The sequence below is a fragment of the Nitrospirillum guanabarense genome, assembly GCF_034653355.1.
GTDB lineage: Bacteria > Pseudomonadota > Alphaproteobacteria > Azospirillales > Azospirillaceae > Nitrospirillum.
Genome location: NZ_JAYEER010000004.1, coordinates 678888 through 698907, shown reverse-complemented (window position 1 = coordinate 698907; position 20020 = coordinate 678888). Strand labels below are relative to the sequence as shown.

Sequence of the window (20020 nt, the reverse complement as noted above, 5' to 3'; positions counted from 1 at the left end):
GGGGGTTGCGAGGGTGGCCGCACGCTAGTCCAAGGCACCCCGGCACGGCAAGCGTTGGACAGGCAAGGGGCCCCCGCGCCGAACGCGGGAGAACGACCGGCCGGACTTGACCGGCTGGACTTTGATTTGTTATTTTGCTAAATAACGAACTATAGCCTTTCCCGTGGAGCATCCATGCGTCCCCTCCTCCGTCGTTTGCTGGCCGCCGCCCTGATCCTCACGGCGCCGACGGCATTGGCCCAATCCCCCGACACGTCCGATACCGAAGTCAGCCTGGAGAGCGGCGGCGGTTCGTCCCTGTACGGCTCCCTGATGCGGCCGGCGAACTGGAAGGGTGGGGTGGCGGTGCTGATGCAGGCGGGGTCCGGCCCCTCGGACCGCGACGGCAATTCCACCATCCTGACGGTGCGCGGCAATGTGCTGAAGCTGATCGCCCAAGGGCTGGCCGCCAAGGGCGTCGCCAGCCTGCGGGTGGACAAGCGCTGCATCGCCAGGAGTGCCGCCGCCTGCCCCAGCGAGGACAAGCTGCGCTTCTCGACCTATGTCGATGACATGGCGGCCTGGGCCCGCTATCTCGCGCGCCAACCCCAGGTGCGCTGCGTCATGCTGCTGGGCCATTCGGAGGGGGCGACCATCGCCACCCTGGCGGCGGCGCAACTGGCCAAGGAGAAAGTGCCCGTCTGCGGCGTGCTGTCGCTGGCCGGCGCCGGGCGGCCCTTCCGCGATATCCGCCTGCAGCAGATCCGCGACCGGGGCGCGCCGCCGGCCATCCTGGACAAGGTGGCGGCGATCGAGGCCGCGCTGAAGGAAGGCCGCACGGTGGACGACGTGCCGCCGGTCCTGCAGGTGCTCTACCGCCCCGCCATCCAGCCCTATGTCATCTCCCAGGGGGCCACCAGCCCGACGCAGGCGGCCGCCGCCCTGACGGTGCCGCTGCTGGTGCTGCAAGGCGACACCGACCTGCAGGTGACGGTCGAGGACGCCCGCCTGCTGGCGCAGGCGCAGCCGGCCGCCACCCTGGCCCTCATCCCCGGCGCCAACCACATGCTGAAGGCAGCACCGGCCGAGCCCAAGGCCAACATCGCCACATACGCCGACCCTACGCTCCCCCTGGCGCCCGGCGTCATGGACGCCATCACCGGCTTCATCCACAAGGCGGCGCCGGGGAATTAGCAACCGCCCCTTGCACCCGGGCGGGACTATCCCCATCCATAGCGAAACCGATTGGGGGACACGCCTTGGCCGACCTGAGCCTGCTCGACAATCCCGTCTGGAACGCGCTGACCACCGCCCACCAGTCCCTGGGGCGGGTCCATAGCCTGGCCGCGCGCTATCAGGATGACATCTCCCCCCTCGCCGGCCTGGGCGAGCCCTCCCCGGCGGCGCTGGCCGACCTGGCGGCCCTGGTGCCGGCGGGCCGGGGCATCGGCCTGGTCAGCCCGGCGGCCCTCGACATCCCGCCCGGCGACTGGCAGGTGCTGCGCGCACGGGAGGTGGACCAGATGGTGTGCGAGACCCTGACACCGCAGCCCGCGATACCTCTGATCCGCCTGACCACCGACGACGTGCCCGACATGGTGGACTTGGCCAAGCGGACGGAGCCCGGGCCCTTCCTGGACGGCACCATCCGCATGGGTGCCTATTACGGCCTGCGCAGCCCGGACGGGCGGCTGATGGCCATGACCGGCCAGCGCATGCGCCTGCGCGGCTTGCGCGAGGTCAGCGCCGTCTGCACCGATCCGGATTTCCGGGGCCGGGGACTGGCCTTGGCCCTGGTCAGCGCCGTTGCCGCCGGTATCGTCGCGGAGGGCGACACACCCTTCCTGCACGTCAAGACCGAGAACGAGGGCGCCAAGCGGGTCTATGAGAAGCTGGGCTTCCGTGTGCGGCGGGCTGTGCACTTCATCGTATTACGGCGGCTCTGATCCTAACCACTCACCCCTCGCTGTACGACGACAGCCGGGCGAGTGGCGCCAGGTCCAGCCAGCCGTAGGCGACCTCGGTCAGGCGGGCGCCGGCGAAGGTGATGGGCTGTTCCGCCAGACGACTTCCCCCTAAGCGCTCATAGAACCAGCGGGCGGGGTTGTCGCGCAGCACCCAGACGCAGGCGGAGCGCATACCGGAACTCATCAGTTCGGTCGCCATGGCGGCCATCAGGCGGCGGCCGTGGCCCTGGTTCTGGGCGTGGTCGTAGAGGTAGATGGCGTAGAATTCACCCTCATACCCCCGCATGTCGGTGCGCTGGGGCCCGCAGGTGGCGAAGCCCACCACGCCCGTGGCCGGCAGGCCGTCGGCGGCGATGTTCTCCCCCATGGCGACGAAGGTGCGGCGCTGGCGCCCGGCCAGCAAGCCGCGCCAGCGCGAGGCATGCGCCTCGGGCGACAAGCCCACCAGGTAATCGTCAGGCAATTGCCCCGGATAGGTCGTGCGCCAGCTGGCGACATGGACGCGGGCGATGGCCGCGGCGTCCGCCACGGTGGCAGGCCGCACCAAACCGATTTCCGCCGAACCGTGAGCCATGCGCCGCCCCTCGTTCCCGTTACCGTCCCCACCATCCTGCCGCAGAAGCGCGCGCCCCGCCAGAGGGGGACGCGCCAAACGGAACCCAAATGGAACAAGGATGGTGGCGAGAGGGCGGGACCGGGCGGGTGGTCAGGCCTCGGCGGCGTCCTCGCCCGCCTCTTCCACCCCTTCCGGCTCGTCAGCGGCGACGGTACCGGCGGCGGCCTCCTTGCGCACCATGACGGCGGCGAAGAAGCCGTCGGTGTCATGGCGGGCCGGGGACAGCGACAGCATGCCGTTGGTGCTGGGCGGGATGCCCATGCCCTCGGGCCAGGCCTCGGTGATGGGCAGCAGGGTGAAGTCCGGATGGCCGGCCAGGAAGCCGGTCACCTGGTCCTGGTTCTCCTCCGGCAGCAGGGAGCAGGTGGCGTAGACCAGGCGGCCACCCGGGCGCACCAGGCGGGCGGCGCTGTCCAGGATTTCCGCCTGCAGCGGCAGCAGCTCCGACAGGCCAGGGCCCAGCTGGCGCCAGCGGGCGTCCGGGTTGCGGCGCCAGGTGCCGGTGCCGCTGCAGGGCGCGTCCACCACCACGCGGTCGAAGCGGCCCTTGTGCCGCTTCACCCAGGGATCGCGGGCCGACTTGATAGGCCGCGTCTCGATGTTGTGCAGGCCGGCCCGGCGGAACCGCTCCTGCGCGCGCTTCAGCCGGCCGTCCAGCACGTCGCAGGCGACGACACGGCCCTTGTTGTTCATCATGGCGGCGATGGCCAGCGTCTTGCCGCCGGCGCCGGCGCAGAAGTCCACCACCTGCTGGCCCGGCTGCGGATTGGCGGCGAAGGCCACCAGCTGCGAGCCCTCGTCCTGGATTTCCAGCAGGCCGTCCTGGAAGGCCTTCAGCGTGGCGATGGGGAAGCGGTTGCGCACCCGGATGCCCAGGGCGGAGATCTTGGTCGGCTCCGCCTGCACGCCGGCCTTGGCCAAGGCCGCCAGCGCCTGCTCCCGCGTGCCCTTCACCGGGTTCACCCGCAGATCCATGGGGGCCGCCCCCAGCATGGCCTGCATCTCCGGCACGAAACGCTCGCCCAGGGCGTTGCGCAGGGTATCCGCCGCCCAGTCCGGCACCTCCGCCACCACGGCGTCGGGCTGCTGCGGATGATCCAGCGTGTGGGTCTCCAGCGCCTGGATCAGGGCGCGCTCATGCGCCTCCAGCGGTGCCGGCGCGAACTTGCCGCCGTTGAAATGCTCCGCCACGGAAGAGGCGCTGCGGCCCCGGGTCAGCAGCTCATCGGCGATCAGCAGGGCGCGGGCATCCACCGCCGGCTGGCCCTCTCCACCATAGCCTGACCGGCTCAGCCACCAGTGCAGCCGGGCCCAGCGCCGCAAGATGCCGTAGACCTTCTCGGCCACGTCAGTGCGGTCCTTGGCGCCGATGTAGCGGCGGGCGCGGAAAAAGGCGCTGGCCACGGCATCGGCGGGACGCGGCGTTGCCAGCACCTCCGCCAGAAGGTCGATGGCCGCCTGCAGGCGGGCGGTCGGAGTCATCGCGGAACTTCTTCTTTCTGGAGCGGTCTAAAAACAACAGAGCCGGCTGCGGTTCGCATTGAACGCAGCCGGCTCCGAATATCAAGGCGCGACGCCGCCGGAAATCAACCCGGACGGTAGTTCGGCGACTCGTTGGTGATCTGGATGTCGTGGACATGGCTTTCGCGCAGGCCCGCGTTGGTGATGCGCACGAAGCGGCAGTTCTGCTGCATGTCGGCCAAGGTGGCGTTGCCGGTGTAGCCCATGGCGGCGCGCAGGCCGCCCACCAGCTGGTGGATCACGCTGCCCACCGGGCCCTTGTACGGCACGCGGCCTTCCACGCCCTCGGGCACCAGCTTCAGAGTGTTGGTGACCTCGGCCTGGAAGTAGCGGTCGGCGGAACCGCGGGCCATGGCGCCCACCGAGCCCATGCCGCGATAGCTCTTGTAGCTGCGGCCCTGGTACAGGATGACCTCGCCCGGGCTTTCGTCCGTGCCGGCGAACATGCTGCCCAGCATGGCGACGTCGGCACCGGCGGCGATGGCCTTGGCCAGGTCGCCGGAGTACTTGATGCCGCCGTCGGCGATGACGGGGATGCCGCGCTCACGGCAGGCGTCGACCACGTCCATCACGGCGGTCAGCTGGGGCACGCCCACGCCGGCGACGATGCGGGTGGTGCAGATGGACCCGGGACCGATGCCCACCTTGATGGCGTCCGCGCCGGCGTCGATCAGGGCGCGGGCGGCGTCACCGGTGGCGACGTTGCCGGCGATGACCTGGGTGTAGTTCGACAGGGCGCGGGCGGCGCGCACCTGGTCGGCCACCTTGCTGGAGTGGCCATGGGCGGTGTCGACCACCAGCACGTCAACCTGGGCATCGAACAGGGCCTCGGCACGGGCCAGGCCGTCCGGGCCGGTGCCGGTGGCGGCGGCCACACGCAGGCGGCCCTTCTCATCCTTGCAGGCGTTGGGGTGCGACTGCGCCTTCTCGATGTCCTTCACCGTGATCAGGCCGATGCAGCGGTAGCTGTCGTCCACCACCAGCAGCTTCTCGATGCGGTTGGTGTGCAGCAGGCGCTTGGCCTCGTCCTTGCCCACCCCTTCGCGCACGGTGATCAGGTTCTGGTGCGTCATCAGCTCCGACACGGGCTGGTGCGGGTTGGTGGCGAAGCGCACGTCGCGGTTCGTCAGGATGCCGACCAGCTTGCCGGCACCTCCGTTCTCCACCACCGGGATGCCGGAGATGCGGTAGCGGGCCATCAGGCCCAGGGCGTCGGCCAGGGTCGCGTCGGCCGCGATGGTGATGGGGTTGACCACCATGCCGGACTCGAAACGCTTCACCTTGCGCACTTCCTCCGCCTGGCGCTCGATGTCCATGTTGCGATGGACGACGCCCATGCCGCCGGCCTGGGCCATGGCGATGGCCAGGGCCGATTCCGTCACGGTGTCCATGGCGGCGGACATCAGGGGAATGCCCAGTTCGATGGTCTTGGTCAGCCGCGTGCGGGTGTCCACCTCGGCCGGCATCACACTGGACGCCGCGGGCTCCAGCAGGACGTCGTCGAAGGTCAGGGCTTCGCGGATTTGGAGCGCACGGGTCATGAACCATCTCCCTAGTCGGGCCGGCCATGGGACGTAGGCGGGCCCGGGCGTCAGATACGGGTATGGGACGACCCGTCCGCCCCCACACATGGGGCCGGCCGCGTCATCCAGGGCTTAAGGTTCGATGCACTATACACGCGCTTGCCCGCTTGTGAACCCACCACATATGGGTCAAATCCGCCATGGCAGACTTGCGCGCGCCTCACCCCTCGCGGGGTGGAAAGGTTAAGGATTTAGTCCTCGCCACCCTCGGCGGCGGCATCGTCGCGCCGAGTGGTGGCGCCGCGGAAGCCGGTGGCGACGACATAGGTTTCCGAGCTGTCGGCGCGGCTGGCCGGCGGCTTGGCGTGGCGCACCACGGCGAAGTCGCGCTTCAGCAGGTCCAGCAGGCTGCGCTCCGCCCCGCCCTGGAACAGCTTGGCCACGAAGGCGCCGCCGGGGGCCAGCACCTCGGCCGCGAAGGCATAGGCCGCGTCGGCCAGGGCCATGATGCGCAGGTGGTCGGTCTTGGGATGGCCGGTGGTGGGCGCCGCCATGTCGGACAGCACCACGTCGGCCGGGCCGCCCAGGGCCGCCTTCAGCTGGTCCGGCGCCTCGGGCAGCAGGAAGTCCATCTGCATGGTGATGGCGCCGGGCACGTCCTCCATGCCCAGGATGTCCAGGCCCACGACCTTGGCGCCGCGCACCTTCTCCACCGCCACCTGGGTCCAGCCGCCGGGGGCGGCACCCAGGTCCACCACGCGCGTGCCGGGCTTCAGCAGGTGATACTTCTCATCCAGCTGCAGCAGCTTGAAGGCCGCGCGCGAGCGATAGCCGCGCTTCTTGGCCTCCGCCACATAGGGATCGTTCAGCTGGCGCTCCAGCCAGCGGGCGGAGGAGACGGAACGCTTGGCCGCCGTCTTCACGCGCACGGTCAGGCCGCGACCGCTGAGTTGGCTACCCGTGCCTTTGGACTTGGTCATGGTGAACACCCGGTTTGGCCGAGCCGGGCCCACGGCCCCGTCATCTCTCGACATCGATTCGAAGCGGCGCATATTGGTGCCGGCGCCGCCAAAGGCAAGTGAAACCTCAACCTCTCCCGCGCGTGGCAGCCATCAACTCGGTGAGAATGCCCTCACGCACGCCCCGGTCGGCGATGCGCAAATTCTCCACCGGCCAGCGTTCCCAGATGGCTTCCAGCACGGCGCAGCCGGCGATGACCAGGTCGGCCCGGTCATGGCCGATGCAGGGATGGGCGGAACGGCCGGCATAGTCCAGGCACAGCAGCGACTTGCTGATCGCCCGCGCCTCGTCCAGCCCCAGCCAGGAGCCGTCGACCTGCGACCGGTCATAGCGGGTGAGGCCCAGGCGGATGCCGGCCAGGGTGGTGACGGTGCCGGACGTGCCCAGCATCTGCACCCGGCCGGCCGCGACCTCGCGCCGGATATCGTTGCGGGCGTCGAAGTTGGCCAGCGCGGCGCCCACCGTGTCCACCATGCCGCGATAGGCCTCGGGCAGCACGCGGTCGCCGCCGAAGGTCTCCGTCAGGCTGACGACGCCCTGGGGCACGGAGACCTGATCGATCAGCGTGGGCCGGCCCCGGTTGAAGGACAGCCACATGATTTCGGTGGAGCCGCCGCCGATGTCGAACACCAGGGCGCGGGGGATGCGACGGTTCAGCAGGGCGGCGCAACCGGCCAGCGCCAGCCGCGCCTCCTCCTCCGCCGAGATGATCTCGATGCGGATGCCGGTCTCTTCCGCCACGCGATCGATGAAGGCGCCACAGTTGGCGGCGCGGCGGCAGGCCTCCGTCGCCACCGCGCGCACGTCGGTGACGCCGCGCCGACGCATCTTGTTGCCGCAGATCTTGAGCGCCGCCACGGTGCGGGCCATGGCCTCGTCCGACAGGGCGTTGGTGCGGCTCAACCCCTCGCCCAACCGCACGATGCGGGAGAAGGCGTCGATGATGCGGAAGCCCTCCCGTCCCGGGCGGGCGATCAGCAGGCGGCAGTTGTTGGTGCCAAGGTCCAAGGCGGCCAGAACCGGCCGCCGCACAGGCTCACCCGGGCCAGCGCCCCGGGGGGCGCGGGTTTCCGGCAGGGGCTGAACGCCCGTCTCACTCATCGCCGAACCAGCCTTTTCCTTCACACCCAGCGGCCATGCCCTTCAGGGACGGCCATTGGGTACGCCCCTCGGGGGCATCACCGCCGCCAGGCCGGTACCCGGTCAGCCGCCCTGGACCGGATGGTCTTCGGGGGCGCCCCGGCGCCGCTGCGGCACACGGGTATTACTCTAGACTATGAGAGCGTCGCCGCACCACCACCCTCGCGCACGCGTCTGCGCCCCGCAATTCGACCATGGATGGGCCTTGCATCCCCCCACCGCCTCACCGTTCCCCGGCGCCCCCCGTTGCCGCATGTCCCGCCCCTTGTCCGGACCGTCAAAAAATTTCCAAGAAAGGGCTACCCATCCCCAAAGAGGGGTGTTATAAGCCGCGCCGTCCGACGGACATGGTGGCCAGCGCCGCCGCGTTCGTTCTGCTGGGGGATCGTCTAGCGGTAGGACTACGGACTCTGACTCCGTCAACCTTGGTTCGAATCCAAGTCCCCCAGCCAATTTCTTCCGCGACAGCTCCGCTTGCCTGAGCACCGGCGCCGATCCAGGCGCCATCGCGGCCCGTCCTGCTGGGGGATCGTCTAGCGGTAGGACTACGAACTCTGACTCCGTCAACCTTGGTTCGAATCCAAGTCCCCCAGCCAAACGGCTTTCCCTGATTATCCACCTGGCAATGCCCCCCCTCCAATGGCCCGACGTTCAAGGTTGGTTGCCACACCCATGGTTTGATTCCGAGCGAAGCCGCGCAATTTTTGGAATATATACTTATAGATTTATTTCTATTGAGATAAACTACCTATGAGAGTCATAGTACCACGCGTGGCGACGAGGGGCGGCGCCAGAGGGATGCGTGGGGGAAGGCCTTGGAAAACAGGGAAATGGACGGCCGCATGGCCGCTTTCATCGCGACTTGGAACGGCGTTAGCGGATCGGAAATCGCCAATTACGGGTTGTTCCTGACCGGCCTGTGCGACGCGCTGAATCTCCCCCGCCCCGATCCCGCGACCGGTGATCCCGACACCGACGCCTATGTCTTCGAACGCCGGGTGATCTTCCACCATCCGGACGAGAGTCAAAGCGCTGGCCGCATCGACCTGTATAAACGCGGTTGCTTCGTGCTGGAGGCAAAACAGCTGGCCTCCCCCAGGTCGGCGAAGGACAAGACCTGTTTGGGGAGAAGCCGCTCAAGCACGCCCGCGGCCGCGCCACACGTGGCACCCACCGCTGGGACGACGCCATGGTCAAGGCGCGAGGACAGGCGGAGGGATATGCCCGTGCCCTGCCGTCGGCGGAAGGATACCCACCCTTCCTGGTCGTGGTGGACGTGGGCCATTCCATCGAGCTGTTCGCCGACTTCACTCTGACCGGAAAGCATTACACGCAGTTCCCCGACGCCACCTCTTATCGTGTCCGCATGGACGATCTGGCCCGCCCGGACATCCAGGGGCGGCTTCGCGCCGTCTGGCAGAATCCGACCTCACTGGACCCCACCAAGGTGCGGGCCAAAGCAACGCGGGAAATCGCCCAACGCCTGGCCTTGCTGGCCAAGTCGCTGGAACGCGACCATGACGCCCGCACCGTTGCCGAATTCCTGATGCGCTGCCTGTTCACCATGTTCGCCGAGGACGTAGGGCTGTTGCCGCTCGAGTCCTTCACCGGACTGCTGCGGGAACTGCGGCATAAGCCGGACAAGTTTCGTCCCATGGCAGCCGACCTTTGGCGAACCATGGACAAGGGCGGCTTCTCTCCCGCCTTGGCGGAGGACTTGCTGCACTTCAACGGCGGCCTGTTCCATAACGCCGACGCCCTGGCCCTAACCCAACCCCAGATCGACCTGCTGCTTGAGGCGGCGCGGGCCGATTGGCGGGACGTCGAACCCGCCATCTTCGGCACCCTGCTGGAAAACGCGCTGGACGCCGACGAGCGGCACCGCTTCGGCTTGCATTACACACCCCGCGCCTACGTCGAACGCCTGGTCTTTCCCACGGTCATCGAACCTCTGCGCGCAGACTGGGACAATGTGAAAGCTGCCGCCTTGCTGCTGGCGGACAGCGGGCGCCACACGGAAGCCCTGATGGAAGTGCAGGCCTTCCATCACAAACTCTGCACCGTGACGGTCCTCGATCCGGCCTGCGGCTCCGCCAATTTCCTCTATGTCGCCATGGAGCATATGAAGCGCCTGGAAGGCGAAGTACTGGAGATGCGGGCCAGCTTGGGCGAACGCCAGGATCGGCTGGACATCCGGGGTGAGACGGTCGACCCCCACCAATTCCTGGGCCTGGAGAAGAACCCTCGCGCCGCCGTCATCGCCGAGCTGGTCCTGTGGATTGGCTATCTGCAATGGCACTTCCGCACCCGGGGCAAAACGCTGCCGGCCCAGCCGGTGCTGCGCAACTTCGCCAACATCCGTCATTGCGACGCCTTGCTGACCTGGGAGCGGCAGGAGCTGCAGCGCGACGCGCAGCAACGCCCTGTAACCCACTGGGACGGCAAGACCCTCAAGGTCCATCCAGTCACCGGCGAGCGGGTACCCGACGAAACGGCCAGGGTGGAGCAATACCGCTACATCCAACCCAAGACGGCTCCCTGGCCGAAGGCAGACTTCATCGTGGGCAATCCGCCCTTCATCGCCGGCAAGGACCTGCGCACCGACCTGGGTGACGGCTATACCGAAGCCTTGTGGGCCACGTACAAAGACCTGCCCGCTTCCGCCGATTATGTCATGTACTGGTGGCACAGGGCCGCCCAAGCGGTGGCCAGCGGCCGCACGCGGCGCTTCGGCTTCATCACCACCAACAGCCTGAACCAGGTTTTCAGCCGGCGTATCGTCCAGGCCCATCTGGAGGGCAAGACACCCCTGTCCCTGGTCTACGCCGTGCCCGACCATCCCTGGGCCGACGGCTCAGGAGCCGCCGCCGTGCGCATCGCCATGACGGTGGCGGAGCGCGGCCAGGGAATGGGACGGCTGGTGGAGGTGGTCGGTGAGAGGCCCACGGGACAGGGTGACGTGGCGGTGGACACACGGCAAACAATCGGCGTCATCATGGCCGATTTACGCATTGGCGCGAACGTCGCCAGCGCCAAGTCTTTACGGGCCAATGACGCCTTATGTTCGCCTGGTGTGAAGTTGCACGGCGCTGGCTTCATGGTGACACCTGAGGAGGCCAGACAACTGGGTTTGGGGTACATCCCCGGCCTTGAGAAGCACATCAGATCATATCTGAATGGCCGCGATCTGACGGGAAAAGCTCGAGGATTGATGGCTATTGATTTATTGGGATTATCCGAAACCGATGTGTTGGATCGTTATTCGGCTGTGTACCAACGGATCCATGACCGCGTTAAACCTGAGCGCGACCAGAACAATCGAGCATCCTACCGAGATAACTGGTGGATAGCTGGCGAGCCAAGAAAAGAATTTCGACCTGCTCTGAAAGGACTTGCACGTTATATCTCCACAGCCGAAACGGCAAAGCACCGCTTGTTCGTTTTCCTTGACCAATCAATTCTGCCAGACAACAAGCTCCTGAATATCGCATCTGATGACGCCTTTACCCTCGGTGTCCTTTCCAGTCACATCCATATCGTTTGGGCGCTGGCTGCCGGTGGCCATTTGGGTCAAGGCAACGATCCCGTCTACGTCAAAACCCGCTGCTTCGATCCCTTCCCTTTCCCCGATTGTGACCACACCACGCGCCAGCGCATCCGGGACATCGCGGAGCGGATCGATCGCCACCGTTGGCGGCAAAAGGCCCTGCATCCGGAGCTGACCCTCACCGCCATGTACAATGTGGTGGAAGCCATCCGTGCCGGCCGGCCGCTGGATGACGCACTGCGGGCGCTGAACGAACAGGCACTGGGCAGCACCCTGGCCGATCTGCACGATCAGTTGGATAGAGTGGTGGCCGCTGCCTATGGCTGGCCGCGCGACTTGGATGACGAAGCTATCCTGGAGCGGGTGGTAGCGCTGAACCGCCGGCGCGCGGCGGAGGAAGAGGCGGGGCACGTGCGCTGGCTGCGGCCTGAATACCAAGCCCCCGACAGCGTCGCCGTGCAGGGCAACCTGGACATTGGCGACATGGTGCCTTTGGCCGCCGCCACCGCGCGCCGCCCTTGGCCCAAGATGCTGCCGGACCAAGTAGGCGTGCTGCGGTGGGCTTTGGCCTCGCAAACCCAACCTGCCCAGCCAGAGGATCTGGCGCGCCTGTTCACCCGCGCCAAGCGGGATCGGGTGGCCGAGGTCTTGCAGGTCATGGCTGATCTGGGGCAAATCCGCCGCGTCGCCCCTGATCAAGCGCGGTACTTCTTCTAAATCCGCTCACGCGGCTCTATGCTGCTCTGTTGACATCCGCCGGCGTTCGACGTCTTCTCAATGCCAGTGCGCATTGGGGCGCCACCTGTCCGCGGCAAGGGGGCCTGGCCTCCACCCATTCGGCTTCGTCCGTACCTCCCATATCCCTTCTTCCGGCCCTTTGCAGCGGACATCGGGCGTCTTTCGGAAGGAAGGTCCCATGTCTTCTCGCATCCTATCCGCGCGCACGACCGTCGACGGCCTGCGCCGCGAGGCCAAACGCTGGCTGAAGGCCATCGGCGCCGGCGAGGCCGATGCCGCCGCGCGCTTCCTCACCGTGTTCCCCGGGCATGCCACGGCGCCCAAGCTGCGCGAGGTGCAGCATGCGCTGGCGCGCGAGTACGGCTTTCCCACCTGGGCCGCCTTGGCGCAGGAACTGGCGGATCGCGCCCGCACCATGGAAGAGCGCGTGCGCCTATTCCTGGAGAAGTCGGTCAACCGCTACGGCACCGACCCCGCCACGCGGAAATGGGGTGACTATGAGCGCGACGGCGGCAGCCGGGGCGCCGTGGCGGCCCGCCTGCTGGCGCGGCATCCGGAGATCGCGCGGGCCAGCATCCACACCGCCGTGGCGGCGCATGACCTGGACGCGGTGCGCGGCTTCATCGCCAGGGACCCGGGCCTGGTGCATGACCGCAGCGATTTCGACGGCTGGACGCCGCTGACCCGCCTGGCCTACGCGCGGCTGCCCATTGAGGGCGCGGACGCGCTGGCCATCGCCACCCTGCTGCTGGACGCCGGCGCCGACCCGGATGCCGGCTGGTCGGACCAGAACCCGGAGTTCACGCCCTTGGTCGGCGTCATCGGGGAGGGCGAAGGCGGTCAGGCGCCCCATCCGCAGGCGGAAGAGTTCGCCCGCCTGCTGATCGACCGTGGCGCCGATCCCCTGGCCGCCCAGGCGCTATACAACACCTCGCTGGCCGAGGATTCGACTTATTGGCTGGAGTTCCTGTGGGCGCGATCGGCCCAGCGGGGGGAGACGGCCAAATGGACCGGCCCCGCGCCCAACGCCCTGGGCGGGGAAAAATCCCGCAGCGCGATGGCCTATCTGCTGGGCAACGCCGTGGCCAACAACCACTTGCGACGCGCGGAATGGCTGCTGGAGCGTGGCGCCCGCGCCGACGACGTCAACTTCTATTCCCGCCGGCCGGTCATCAAGCACGCCGTGCTGGGCGGCCACACCGCCATGGCGGACCTGCTGGCGCGCCACGGCGCCACGCGCGCGACACTGACGGAGGATGAGGCGTTCGTGGCCGCCGTCGCCGCCGGCGATACCGCCACCCTGCGCCGGCTGGCGCGGGCGCATCCGGAGTTCCTGCGACTCGTCCATCCCATGATGGCCGCCATCCGGGCGCGCAACGTCGCCATGGTGGCGGCGTTGCTGGATCTCGGCATGTCGCCCGACATCGCCGACGACCACAACTGCCGCGCCCTGCACTTCGCCGCCCATGCCGGCGCCGTGGACATCGGCCGGCTGCTGATCGCGCGTGGGGCGGCGGTCGACCCCTTCGACGGCCGCCACGGCGGTTCCCCCCTCACCCACGCCGTCTATCATGGGCAGCGGGCGATGGTGGACTTCCTGGCCGGACACAGCCGCAACTTCCGCGGCCTGTGCTTCGCCGGCAAGGTCGACCGGCTGCGCGACCTGCTGACGGAAGAGCCGGACCGCGCCAACCGCCAGGATAGGCCGGGCGAGCCCGCCCTGTTCTGCCTGCCGGATGATCAGGAGTCGGCGGTGGAGGTTGCGGAATTGCTGCTGTCTTTCGGCGCCGATCCCGCCTTCCGCAACCCCGTGGGCCAGACGCCGGCCGAGGTCGCCCGCCGCCGGGGCCTGGACGACGCCGCCGACCTGATCGAGGTGGCGGCGGAGGGGTGATGGCGCCCACGCGACCACCGGCGGCCACCCCTGTGGGGGTGGAGGTGGCAAGAGCGGCCTCCTGATCTTGGACGACCTGTTCTGCTACGATGCCGCCGCCTTTTCCCATTTGCCATGGTTGTGCTGGCCATGCGTCTCGCCGTTACGCTCCTGGTGGTGACTCTGATGATGAAGGGCGCGGCGCTCGCCCAGCCGTCGCCCTGGCCGGGCGGTGCCCCTGGGATCGCGCCCGGCCAGGATTTCTTCCGCCACGCCAATGGCGGGTGGCTGGATGAAACGGCCATTCCGGCGAGCCGCCCAGGCTATTCCACCGCCACTCAACTGACGCAGTTGGCGGAAGCGCGGGTGCATGACCTCTTGGAAGAAGCCGCGCGCGCCGGGTCAGCCGCCACAGGCGAAACGGAACAGGTCGGGGCCTACTACGCTGCTTTCATGGACACGGCGCGCGTGAATGCGCTGGGAGGGCGCCCCGTTCATGACGAACTGGCGCGCCTGCGTCTGGCGGCGACGCGCACCACCCTGGCGGAGGTCATGGGGCGGGCCAACGCCAGCCTGCAGGGGTCGTGGTTCCAACTGTCGGTGGACCGTGACAGCCGCGACGTCACCCGCCACGCCCTGTACCTGGGCCAGGGCGGCCTGGGCAGCCTGGACCGCGCCTTCTACCTGGACGCCGCCACCGCCCCGCAGCGCGCGGCCTATCGCGCCCATATCGCGCGGCTGCTCGCCCTGGCCAACTGGCCGCAGGCGGAATCGCGGGCGGATGACATCCTGGCGTTGGAAACCAAGATCGCGAACGCCAGTTGGCCCCCCACCCAGCAACGGGATGAGCGGGCCATCTACAACCCCATGACGCCGGCGCAATTGACCCGCCTGGCTCCCGGTTTCCCCTGGGGCGCCTATTTGAAGGCGGCGGGGTTGGACCGGATCGACCGCATCGTGGTGATGGAGCGGACGGCCCTGCCCCCCCTGGCCCACCTGTTCGCGATCACGCCGTTGCCGGCGCTGCGGGCGTGGGCCGCCTTTCACCTGGTGGACAACGCCGCGCCCGTGCTGTCCACGGAGTATGCTGACGCCTGGTTTGATTTCCACGGCCGCGCGGTGGAGGGCAAGAAGGCCGCGCCCCCGCGCTGGCGTCAGGCCGTGGCCCAGATTTCGGGGGGCGGCTGGAAGGACATCACCCACAGCCGTGGCGCCATCGGCGACGCGGTCGGCCGGCTTTATACCGCCCGGTGGTTCGATCCCCAGGCGCGGCGAACGCTGGCCGATCTCGTGGACCGCATCAAGGCCGCGTTGAGGGAGCGCATTGCCACCTCCACCTGGATGTCCGCCCAAGCCAAGGCCGAAGCGGCGCGCAAGGTGGATGCCTATCGCATCATGATAGGCGCGCCGGCATCGGGGGACCACTACGACGGTTTGGTCCTGCGGCGTGATGATCTGTATGGCGACGCGGCGCGCGCCACCGCCCAGGCCTGGGAACGGGACCGTCGGCGACTTTCCCAGCCGGTGGATCCGGCAGCCTGGAGCATCACGCCACAGACGGTGAACGCCTACAATGACGGGGCCGCGCTGGCGATCGTGTTCACCGCCGCCCTGCTGCAACCACCGGCCTTCGATTCCAAGGCGGACCTGGCGGAAACCTATGGCGGGATCGGCGCCATCATCGGGCACGAACTGACCCATGCCTTCGACGACCAGGGCCGCCTGTACGACGCGGCCGGCCGTGCCCGCGACTGGTGGACCGGGGCCGATACCGCCCGGTTCAACACCCTGGCCGAGCGCCTGGTCGCCCTTTATGGCGCCTGCCAAGCGGCCCCCGGCCTGACGGTCAACGGCCGCCTGACCCTGGGCGAGAATCTGGCCGACGTGGGCGGATTGCAATTGGCCTATGCGGCCTATCACATGGCGACAGCGGACCAGGAAGCTCCGGTCATCAACGGCCTGACGGGCGACCAGCGTTTCTTCCTTGCCTTCGCCCGCCTGCGGCGTGGCAAACGGCGACCGGAAGCGTTGCGGGCGGACGTGGCCAACGACCCCCATACCCCGGATGCCTGCCGCGTGAACCAAGCCGTACGCCACCTGGACGGCTGGTACGCCGCCTTCGGCGTGAGCCCCGACGCCGCGCTTTACCTGCCGCCCGGGGACAGGGTGCGTGTCTGGTGAGGCTTACCAGCCCGAAAAATCGAAGCGCGGGCGGAAGCCCATCACCGTGGCTGCCCGCCCCGCGTCGTACACCCGGTCCAGCCGAGCCGGCAGGGGCCAGCCCCGGCGGTCGAACAGGGTGGCCACCCGGGGCAGGCGGGTCCGGATGAGGCCCTCGGCGTCCGTCGCCAGCGCCGGCGCATCCTCCCGCCGGAAGGGCGTGAGGGCGGAGATGACGAAGGTGCCGGATATGCCCACCGCCGCCGCGTGCACATGGGCGGCGGCCGCGTCGGCCATGCCGAGCCCCCGGTGCAGGCGGTGGACGGCGCGAACGGGGGCGGCCTCGCGGAAACAGCGGGCGATGCGCAGGATGGCCAAGCCCTGGGGAAAGCGGGGCGCCGCCTTGGCGCACAGGCCCTCGGCCGCCTGTTTGGTTTCGTCATAGATGTCGCGCGGCCGAACCGGCATCTGCTCATCCACCCAGACCAAGCCGCCCGGCGGCGGCACCAGGCTGTGGCCGTAGAGCGAGGTGGTGGAGGTGTAGACGACACGCCGCACGCCCGCCTCAGCCGCCAGGCGCAGCAACGTCGCCGTCGCCTGGACGTTCACATGGTGGAAGTCGGCATTCGGCAGCCGCCCCACCTGCGGCGCATGCAAGGCCGCGACGTGGATGACGGCGTCCTGGCCCTCGACCGCCCGTGCCAGCGCACCGGCATCCGCCACGTCGGCCTCGATATCGGTGGTGGCGCCCGCCCGGATGTCCAGCCCCGTCACCGCCCAGCCGCACGCCAGCCCCTGGCGCACGATGGCGGCGCCCAGGGGACCGGAGGAACCGGTGACGAGGATGCGCATGACGGCGGCCCCAAAAGCGGGCGGGGACAGGTTTCCCCGTCCCCCGCTTTTACACCCGTCGCGGCGGACGCGCTCAGCGGCGCCAGGCCACGACCGTCTGCTGTTGCGTGCCCAGCAGGTCGGAACCCAGGCGCATGACGTCGCCAGCCTTCAGGAAGGTTGGCTCCGGCTTCATGCCCATGCCCACGCCCGGCGGGGTGCCGGTGGTGATCAGGTCGCCCGGCTGCAGCGTGACGAAGCGGCTGATGTAGCTGACCAGCGTCGCCACGCCGAAGATCATGGTGTTGGTGTTGCCGGTCTGGCGGCGGACGCCGTTCACGTCCAGCCACAGGTCGATGTTCTGCGGGTCGGCGATCTCATCCGCCGTCACCAGCCAGGGACCGACGGGGCCGAAGGTGTCGCAGCCCTTGCCCTTGTCCCAGGTGCCGCCCCGCTCGATCTGGTACTCACGCTCCGACACGTCGTTGACCAGGACGTAACCGGCCACATGGCTCAGCGCGTCGGCCTCATCGACATAGCGGGCGGTCTTGCCGATGACGATGCCCAGCTCCACCTCCCAATCGCTCTTCACGCTGTCCTGGGGCAGCATGACGTCGTCATTGGGGCCGTTCAGGCAGCTGATGGCCTTGGTGAACAGCACCGGCTCCTTGGGCAGGGGCAGATTGGATTCAGCGGCATGGTCGGCGTAGTTCAGGCCCACGGCCAGGAACTTGGGCGTCCCGGTGTAGGGCACGCCCAGGCGCGGGCTGCCGGACACGACGGGCAGGCTGGCGATGTCCAGCGCCGCCAGGGCGGCCAAGCCCTCGGCCGACAGCTGGGCGGGGCCGATGTCGGCCACATGGCCCGACAAGTCGCGGATCTGGCCGGCGGCATCCAGCAGGCCGGGTTTCTCCTGGCCCACCGGGCCGTAACGCAGCAGCTTCATGGGAAAGTCCTGTCCCTGATTAGAAAGGCGCTCTGTTAGCGGTCGCAGTTTTCTTCCAATCTGACACCGCTGGCAATGCCGATCCTTTCATGGCGCCCCCCGCGTTACTGGCCGTTGCGGATATAATCCGCCAAACCCAGCGCCAGATGATCGTACAGCAGACGCACGCGCCGGCTGGACTTCAGGTCCGGATGCGTGACCAACCAGGTATCGAGGTCGAAGCCCAGGGTGCCGGGCAGCAGGTGCACCAGGTCAGGGTCGCGCCGCCCCAGCCCCACCTGGCAAATGCCAATGCCGAAACCGGCGCGGATGGCGGCCAGCTGGGCCACGTCGCTGTCGGCCCGGAAGGCGAAATGCTCACGGCCGAAATACCGCCCCCGGGCGCGCAGGGTGCGGATGACAGCTGTTTCGGTATCGAAACCGATCAGGCTGTGGTTGGCCAGATCGTCCCAGCAGGCCGGGGTGCCGTGCGTTTCCAGATAACGGCGGTGGGCATGAAGCCCCAACGCGATGACGCCCAGGTGCCGGGCCACCAGCGCGCCTTGCGTGGGGCGCACCATGCGGACGGCGATATCGGCGTCGCGCCGCAGCAGGTCCTCCGTCTCGTTGGACAGGGACAGCTCGACCGCCACCTTGGGATGGGCGCGGCGGAAAGCGGCCAGGATGGGGGCAGCACCTCCACCCCCACCACCACGCTGGCCGTGACACGCACGCTGCCCGCCACCTCATCGGCCGGCCCCGACGCCGCGCGCAACAGGGCGGCGGCGGCGGCGGCCATCACCTCGGCATGGCCGCGAAGCTCTAGTGCCGTTTCGGTCGGCGTCAGTCCCTGGGGAGAGCGGGTGAACAGGGTGGCGCCCAGCGCGCGCTCCAATTCCTCCACATGGCGGCCGACGCTGGGCTGGGTCAGCCCCAGCGCGCGCCCCGCCGCCGACAGGCTGCCTTCGCGCAGCACCGCCAGGAAGGAGCGGTAGAGTTCCCAGCCGGGTTCGGATCTAGTCATAAATTTATGTATATCAATCCAAAGATATTGCGCAATTCCGTTTAGCTGCCCGCGCCCTCACCTTCCTGGCATCGCAACCGCTGCAGACGGAGGATGAGATGGCGCGGACGAACGGCAAGACGGTTCTGGTGATCGGGGCCAAGGGCGGCGTGGGGGGCGCGGTGGCGGCCCGCCTGCTAGCCGATGGCTGGACGGTGAAGGCCCTGGCAAGGGGCCAGGGCGCGGGGGATCGGGGGGCGCGGCCGGACTTGGCCGCCGCCCAATGGATCCAGGGCGACGCCATGAACACCGCCGATGTGGCCAAGGCCGCCGCCGGCGTGGACGTCATCGTCCATGCCGTGAACCCGCCGGGCTACAAGGACTGGGACAAGCTGGTGCTGCCCATGCTGGACAACACCATCGCCGCCGCCAAGGCCGTGGGCGCCCGCATCGTTCTGCCCGGCACGGTCTACAATTATGGTCCTGATGCCCTGCCCAACCTGACGGAGGAGTCGCCGCAGAATCCCGTCACGGTGAAAGGCGGCATCCGCGTGGCCATGGAGCGGCGGCTGCGCCAAGCGTCGACCGAGGGTGGCCGCGTCCTGATCCTGCGCTGCGGCGACTTCTTCGGGCCCCGCGCCGGCAACAACTGGTTCGGCCAGGGGCTGGTTAAGCCAGGCAGGACGGTGACCTCCATCCCCTACCCCGGCCCCCACCCCGTCGGCCACGCCTGGGCCTACCTGCCCGACGTGGCGGAAACGGTGGCCCGCCTGCTGGCGCGGGAAAACGACCTGGCGACGTTCGAAACCTTCCACTTCGGCGGGCACTGGCTGGAGCCCGGCGTGGAAATGGCCCGGGCCATCCAGCGCGTGGTGGAGGCCCGGGGCGGCGCGCGGCCGGCCCTCAAATCCTTCCCCTGGTGGCTGGTGACCCTGGCCTCCCCCTTCGTCACCGTGTTCCGCGAAATGCGGGAGATGCGCTACCTGTGGCAACGGCCCGTGCGGCTGGAGAACGCCAAACTCAAGGCCTTCCTGGGCGCCGAGCCGCACACGCCGCTGGATACGGCGGTCGCCACCGCGCTGGCGGATCTGGGGTGCGTGCCGGCGTGAGCGCCGGTCATCCGGAGTCCGGCTTTTTCGTAAAATCTATGGAATGGGGAAATATATAGGAGTACTCT

At 68.5% G+C, this 20020-nt stretch carries 15 protein-coding genes, 2 tRNA genes and 2 pseudogenes; 10 read left to right on the top strand and 9 right to left on the bottom strand.

Going from position 1 to position 20020, the window contains the following annotated elements; genetic code table 11:
• Positions 1–174: 174 nt before the first annotated feature.
• Positions 175–1173, top strand: a complete 999-nt coding sequence (locus UAA55_RS21175; RefSeq protein ID WP_322955164.1) for an alpha/beta hydrolase — start codon at positions 175–177, stop codon at positions 1171–1173.
• A gap of 65 nt (positions 1174–1238) precedes the next feature.
• The gene (locus tag UAA55_RS21170; RefSeq protein WP_322955163.1) at positions 1239–1925 is read left to right on the top strand and encodes a GNAT family N-acetyltransferase; all 687 of its coding nucleotides are present in this window, start codon (positions 1239–1241) and stop codon (positions 1923–1925) included.
• Between the two features lie 10 nt (positions 1926–1935).
• On the opposite strand, the gene UAA55_RS21165 is transcribed toward UAA55_RS21170, so the two are convergent.
• The 5 genes from UAA55_RS21165 to UAA55_RS21145 form a co-directional block, all read right to left on the bottom strand.
• A complete protein-coding gene (locus UAA55_RS21165) occupies positions 1936–2520 on the bottom strand; it encodes a GNAT family N-acetyltransferase (protein ID WP_322955161.1) in 585 nt (194 codons plus the stop codon).
• Between the two features lie 132 nt (positions 2521–2652).
• On the bottom strand, positions 2653–4044 hold the full coding sequence (locus tag UAA55_RS21160) for an RsmB/NOP family class I SAM-dependent RNA methyltransferase (RefSeq protein ID WP_322955160.1): 1392 nt from the start codon (positions 4042–4044) through the stop codon (positions 2653–2655).
• A gap of 104 nt (positions 4045–4148) precedes the next feature.
• On the bottom strand, positions 4149–5624 hold the full coding sequence (guaB, locus tag UAA55_RS21155; RefSeq protein WP_322955159.1) for an IMP dehydrogenase: 1476 nt from the start codon (positions 5622–5624) through the stop codon (positions 4149–4151).
• Positions 5625–5857: 233 nt separating this feature from the next.
• Entirely contained in the window at positions 5858–6586 is a 729-nt protein-coding gene (locus UAA55_RS21150) for an RlmE family RNA methyltransferase (protein ID WP_322955158.1), read from the bottom strand.
• Positions 6587–6692: 106 nt separating this feature from the next.
• Positions 6693–7727: a Ppx/GppA phosphatase family protein gene (locus tag UAA55_RS21145; protein WP_322955157.1), complete on the bottom strand. Its 1035-nt coding sequence runs from the start codon at positions 7725–7727 to the stop codon at positions 6693–6695.
• A gap of 417 nt (positions 7728–8144) precedes the next feature.
• On the opposite strand from UAA55_RS21145, the gene UAA55_RS21140 reads away from it, so the two are divergent.
• The 7 genes and pseudogenes from UAA55_RS21140 to UAA55_RS21110 all read left to right on the top strand — a co-directional run bounded on the left by UAA55_RS21140 (position 8145) and on the right by UAA55_RS21110 (position 16105).
• Positions 8145–8218 (top strand) — tRNA-Gln (locus UAA55_RS21140).
• A gap of 70 nt (positions 8219–8288) precedes the next feature.
• Positions 8289–8362 (top strand) — tRNA-Gln (locus UAA55_RS21135).
• A 234-nt stretch (positions 8363–8596) separates the two neighbouring features.
• A complete protein-coding gene (locus tag UAA55_RS21130; RefSeq protein WP_322955156.1) occupies positions 8597–9082 on the top strand; it encodes a type IIL restriction-modification enzyme MmeI in 486 nt (161 codons plus the stop codon).
• Positions 8980–9222: pseudogene (locus UAA55_RS31375) on the top strand (hypothetical protein); the annotation flags it as partial. The gene UAA55_RS21130 and the pseudogene UAA55_RS31375, both read left to right, overlap by 103 nt.
• Before the next feature lie 90 nt (positions 9223–9312).
• Entirely contained in the window at positions 9313–12030 is a 2718-nt protein-coding gene (locus tag UAA55_RS21120; RefSeq protein ID WP_416235241.1) for a class I SAM-dependent DNA methyltransferase, read from the top strand.
• 199 nt (positions 12031–12229) lie between these two features.
• Positions 12230–13945, top strand: a complete 1716-nt coding sequence (locus tag UAA55_RS21115; RefSeq protein ID WP_322955155.1) for an ankyrin repeat domain-containing protein — start codon at positions 12230–12232, stop codon at positions 13943–13945.
• A gap of 129 nt (positions 13946–14074) precedes the next feature.
• Positions 14075–16105 (top strand): M13 family metallopeptidase, encoded by a 2031-nt coding sequence (locus UAA55_RS21110; protein WP_322955154.1) that lies wholly within the window; start codon positions 14075–14077, stop codon positions 16103–16105.
• A 3-nt stretch (positions 16106–16108) separates the two neighbouring features.
• On the opposite strand, the gene UAA55_RS21105 is transcribed toward UAA55_RS21110, so the two are convergent.
• The 4 genes and pseudogenes from UAA55_RS21105 to UAA55_RS21090 all read right to left on the bottom strand — a co-directional run.
• Positions 16109–16936 carry an NAD-dependent epimerase/dehydratase family protein gene (locus UAA55_RS21105; RefSeq protein ID WP_322955153.1) on the bottom strand — a complete coding sequence of 276 codons (828 nt, stop codon included), beginning with the start codon at positions 16934–16936 and terminating at the stop codon, positions 16109–16111.
• A 73-nt stretch (positions 16937–17009) separates the two neighbouring features.
• A complete protein-coding gene (locus UAA55_RS21100; protein ID WP_322955152.1) occupies positions 17010–17861 on the bottom strand; it encodes a 2,4-didehydro-3-deoxy-L-rhamnonate hydrolase in 852 nt (283 codons plus the stop codon).
• Between the two features lie 104 nt (positions 17862–17965).
• Positions 17966–18493, bottom strand: coding sequence for a LysR substrate-binding domain-containing protein (locus UAA55_RS21095; protein WP_322955151.1), 528 nt, complete (start codon positions 18491–18493; stop codon positions 17966–17968).
• 233 nt (positions 18494–18726) lie between these two features.
• Positions 18727–18864, bottom strand: a pseudogene (locus UAA55_RS21090) (helix-turn-helix domain-containing protein); the annotation flags it as partial.
• Between the two features lie 98 nt (positions 18865–18962).
• Between UAA55_RS21090 and UAA55_RS21085 the strand changes: the two are divergent.
• On the top strand, positions 18963–19952 hold the full coding sequence (locus UAA55_RS21085; protein ID WP_322955150.1) for an NAD-dependent epimerase/dehydratase family protein: 990 nt from the start codon (positions 18963–18965) through the stop codon (positions 19950–19952).
• The last annotated feature ends 68 nt before the right edge of the window (positions 19953–20020 follow it).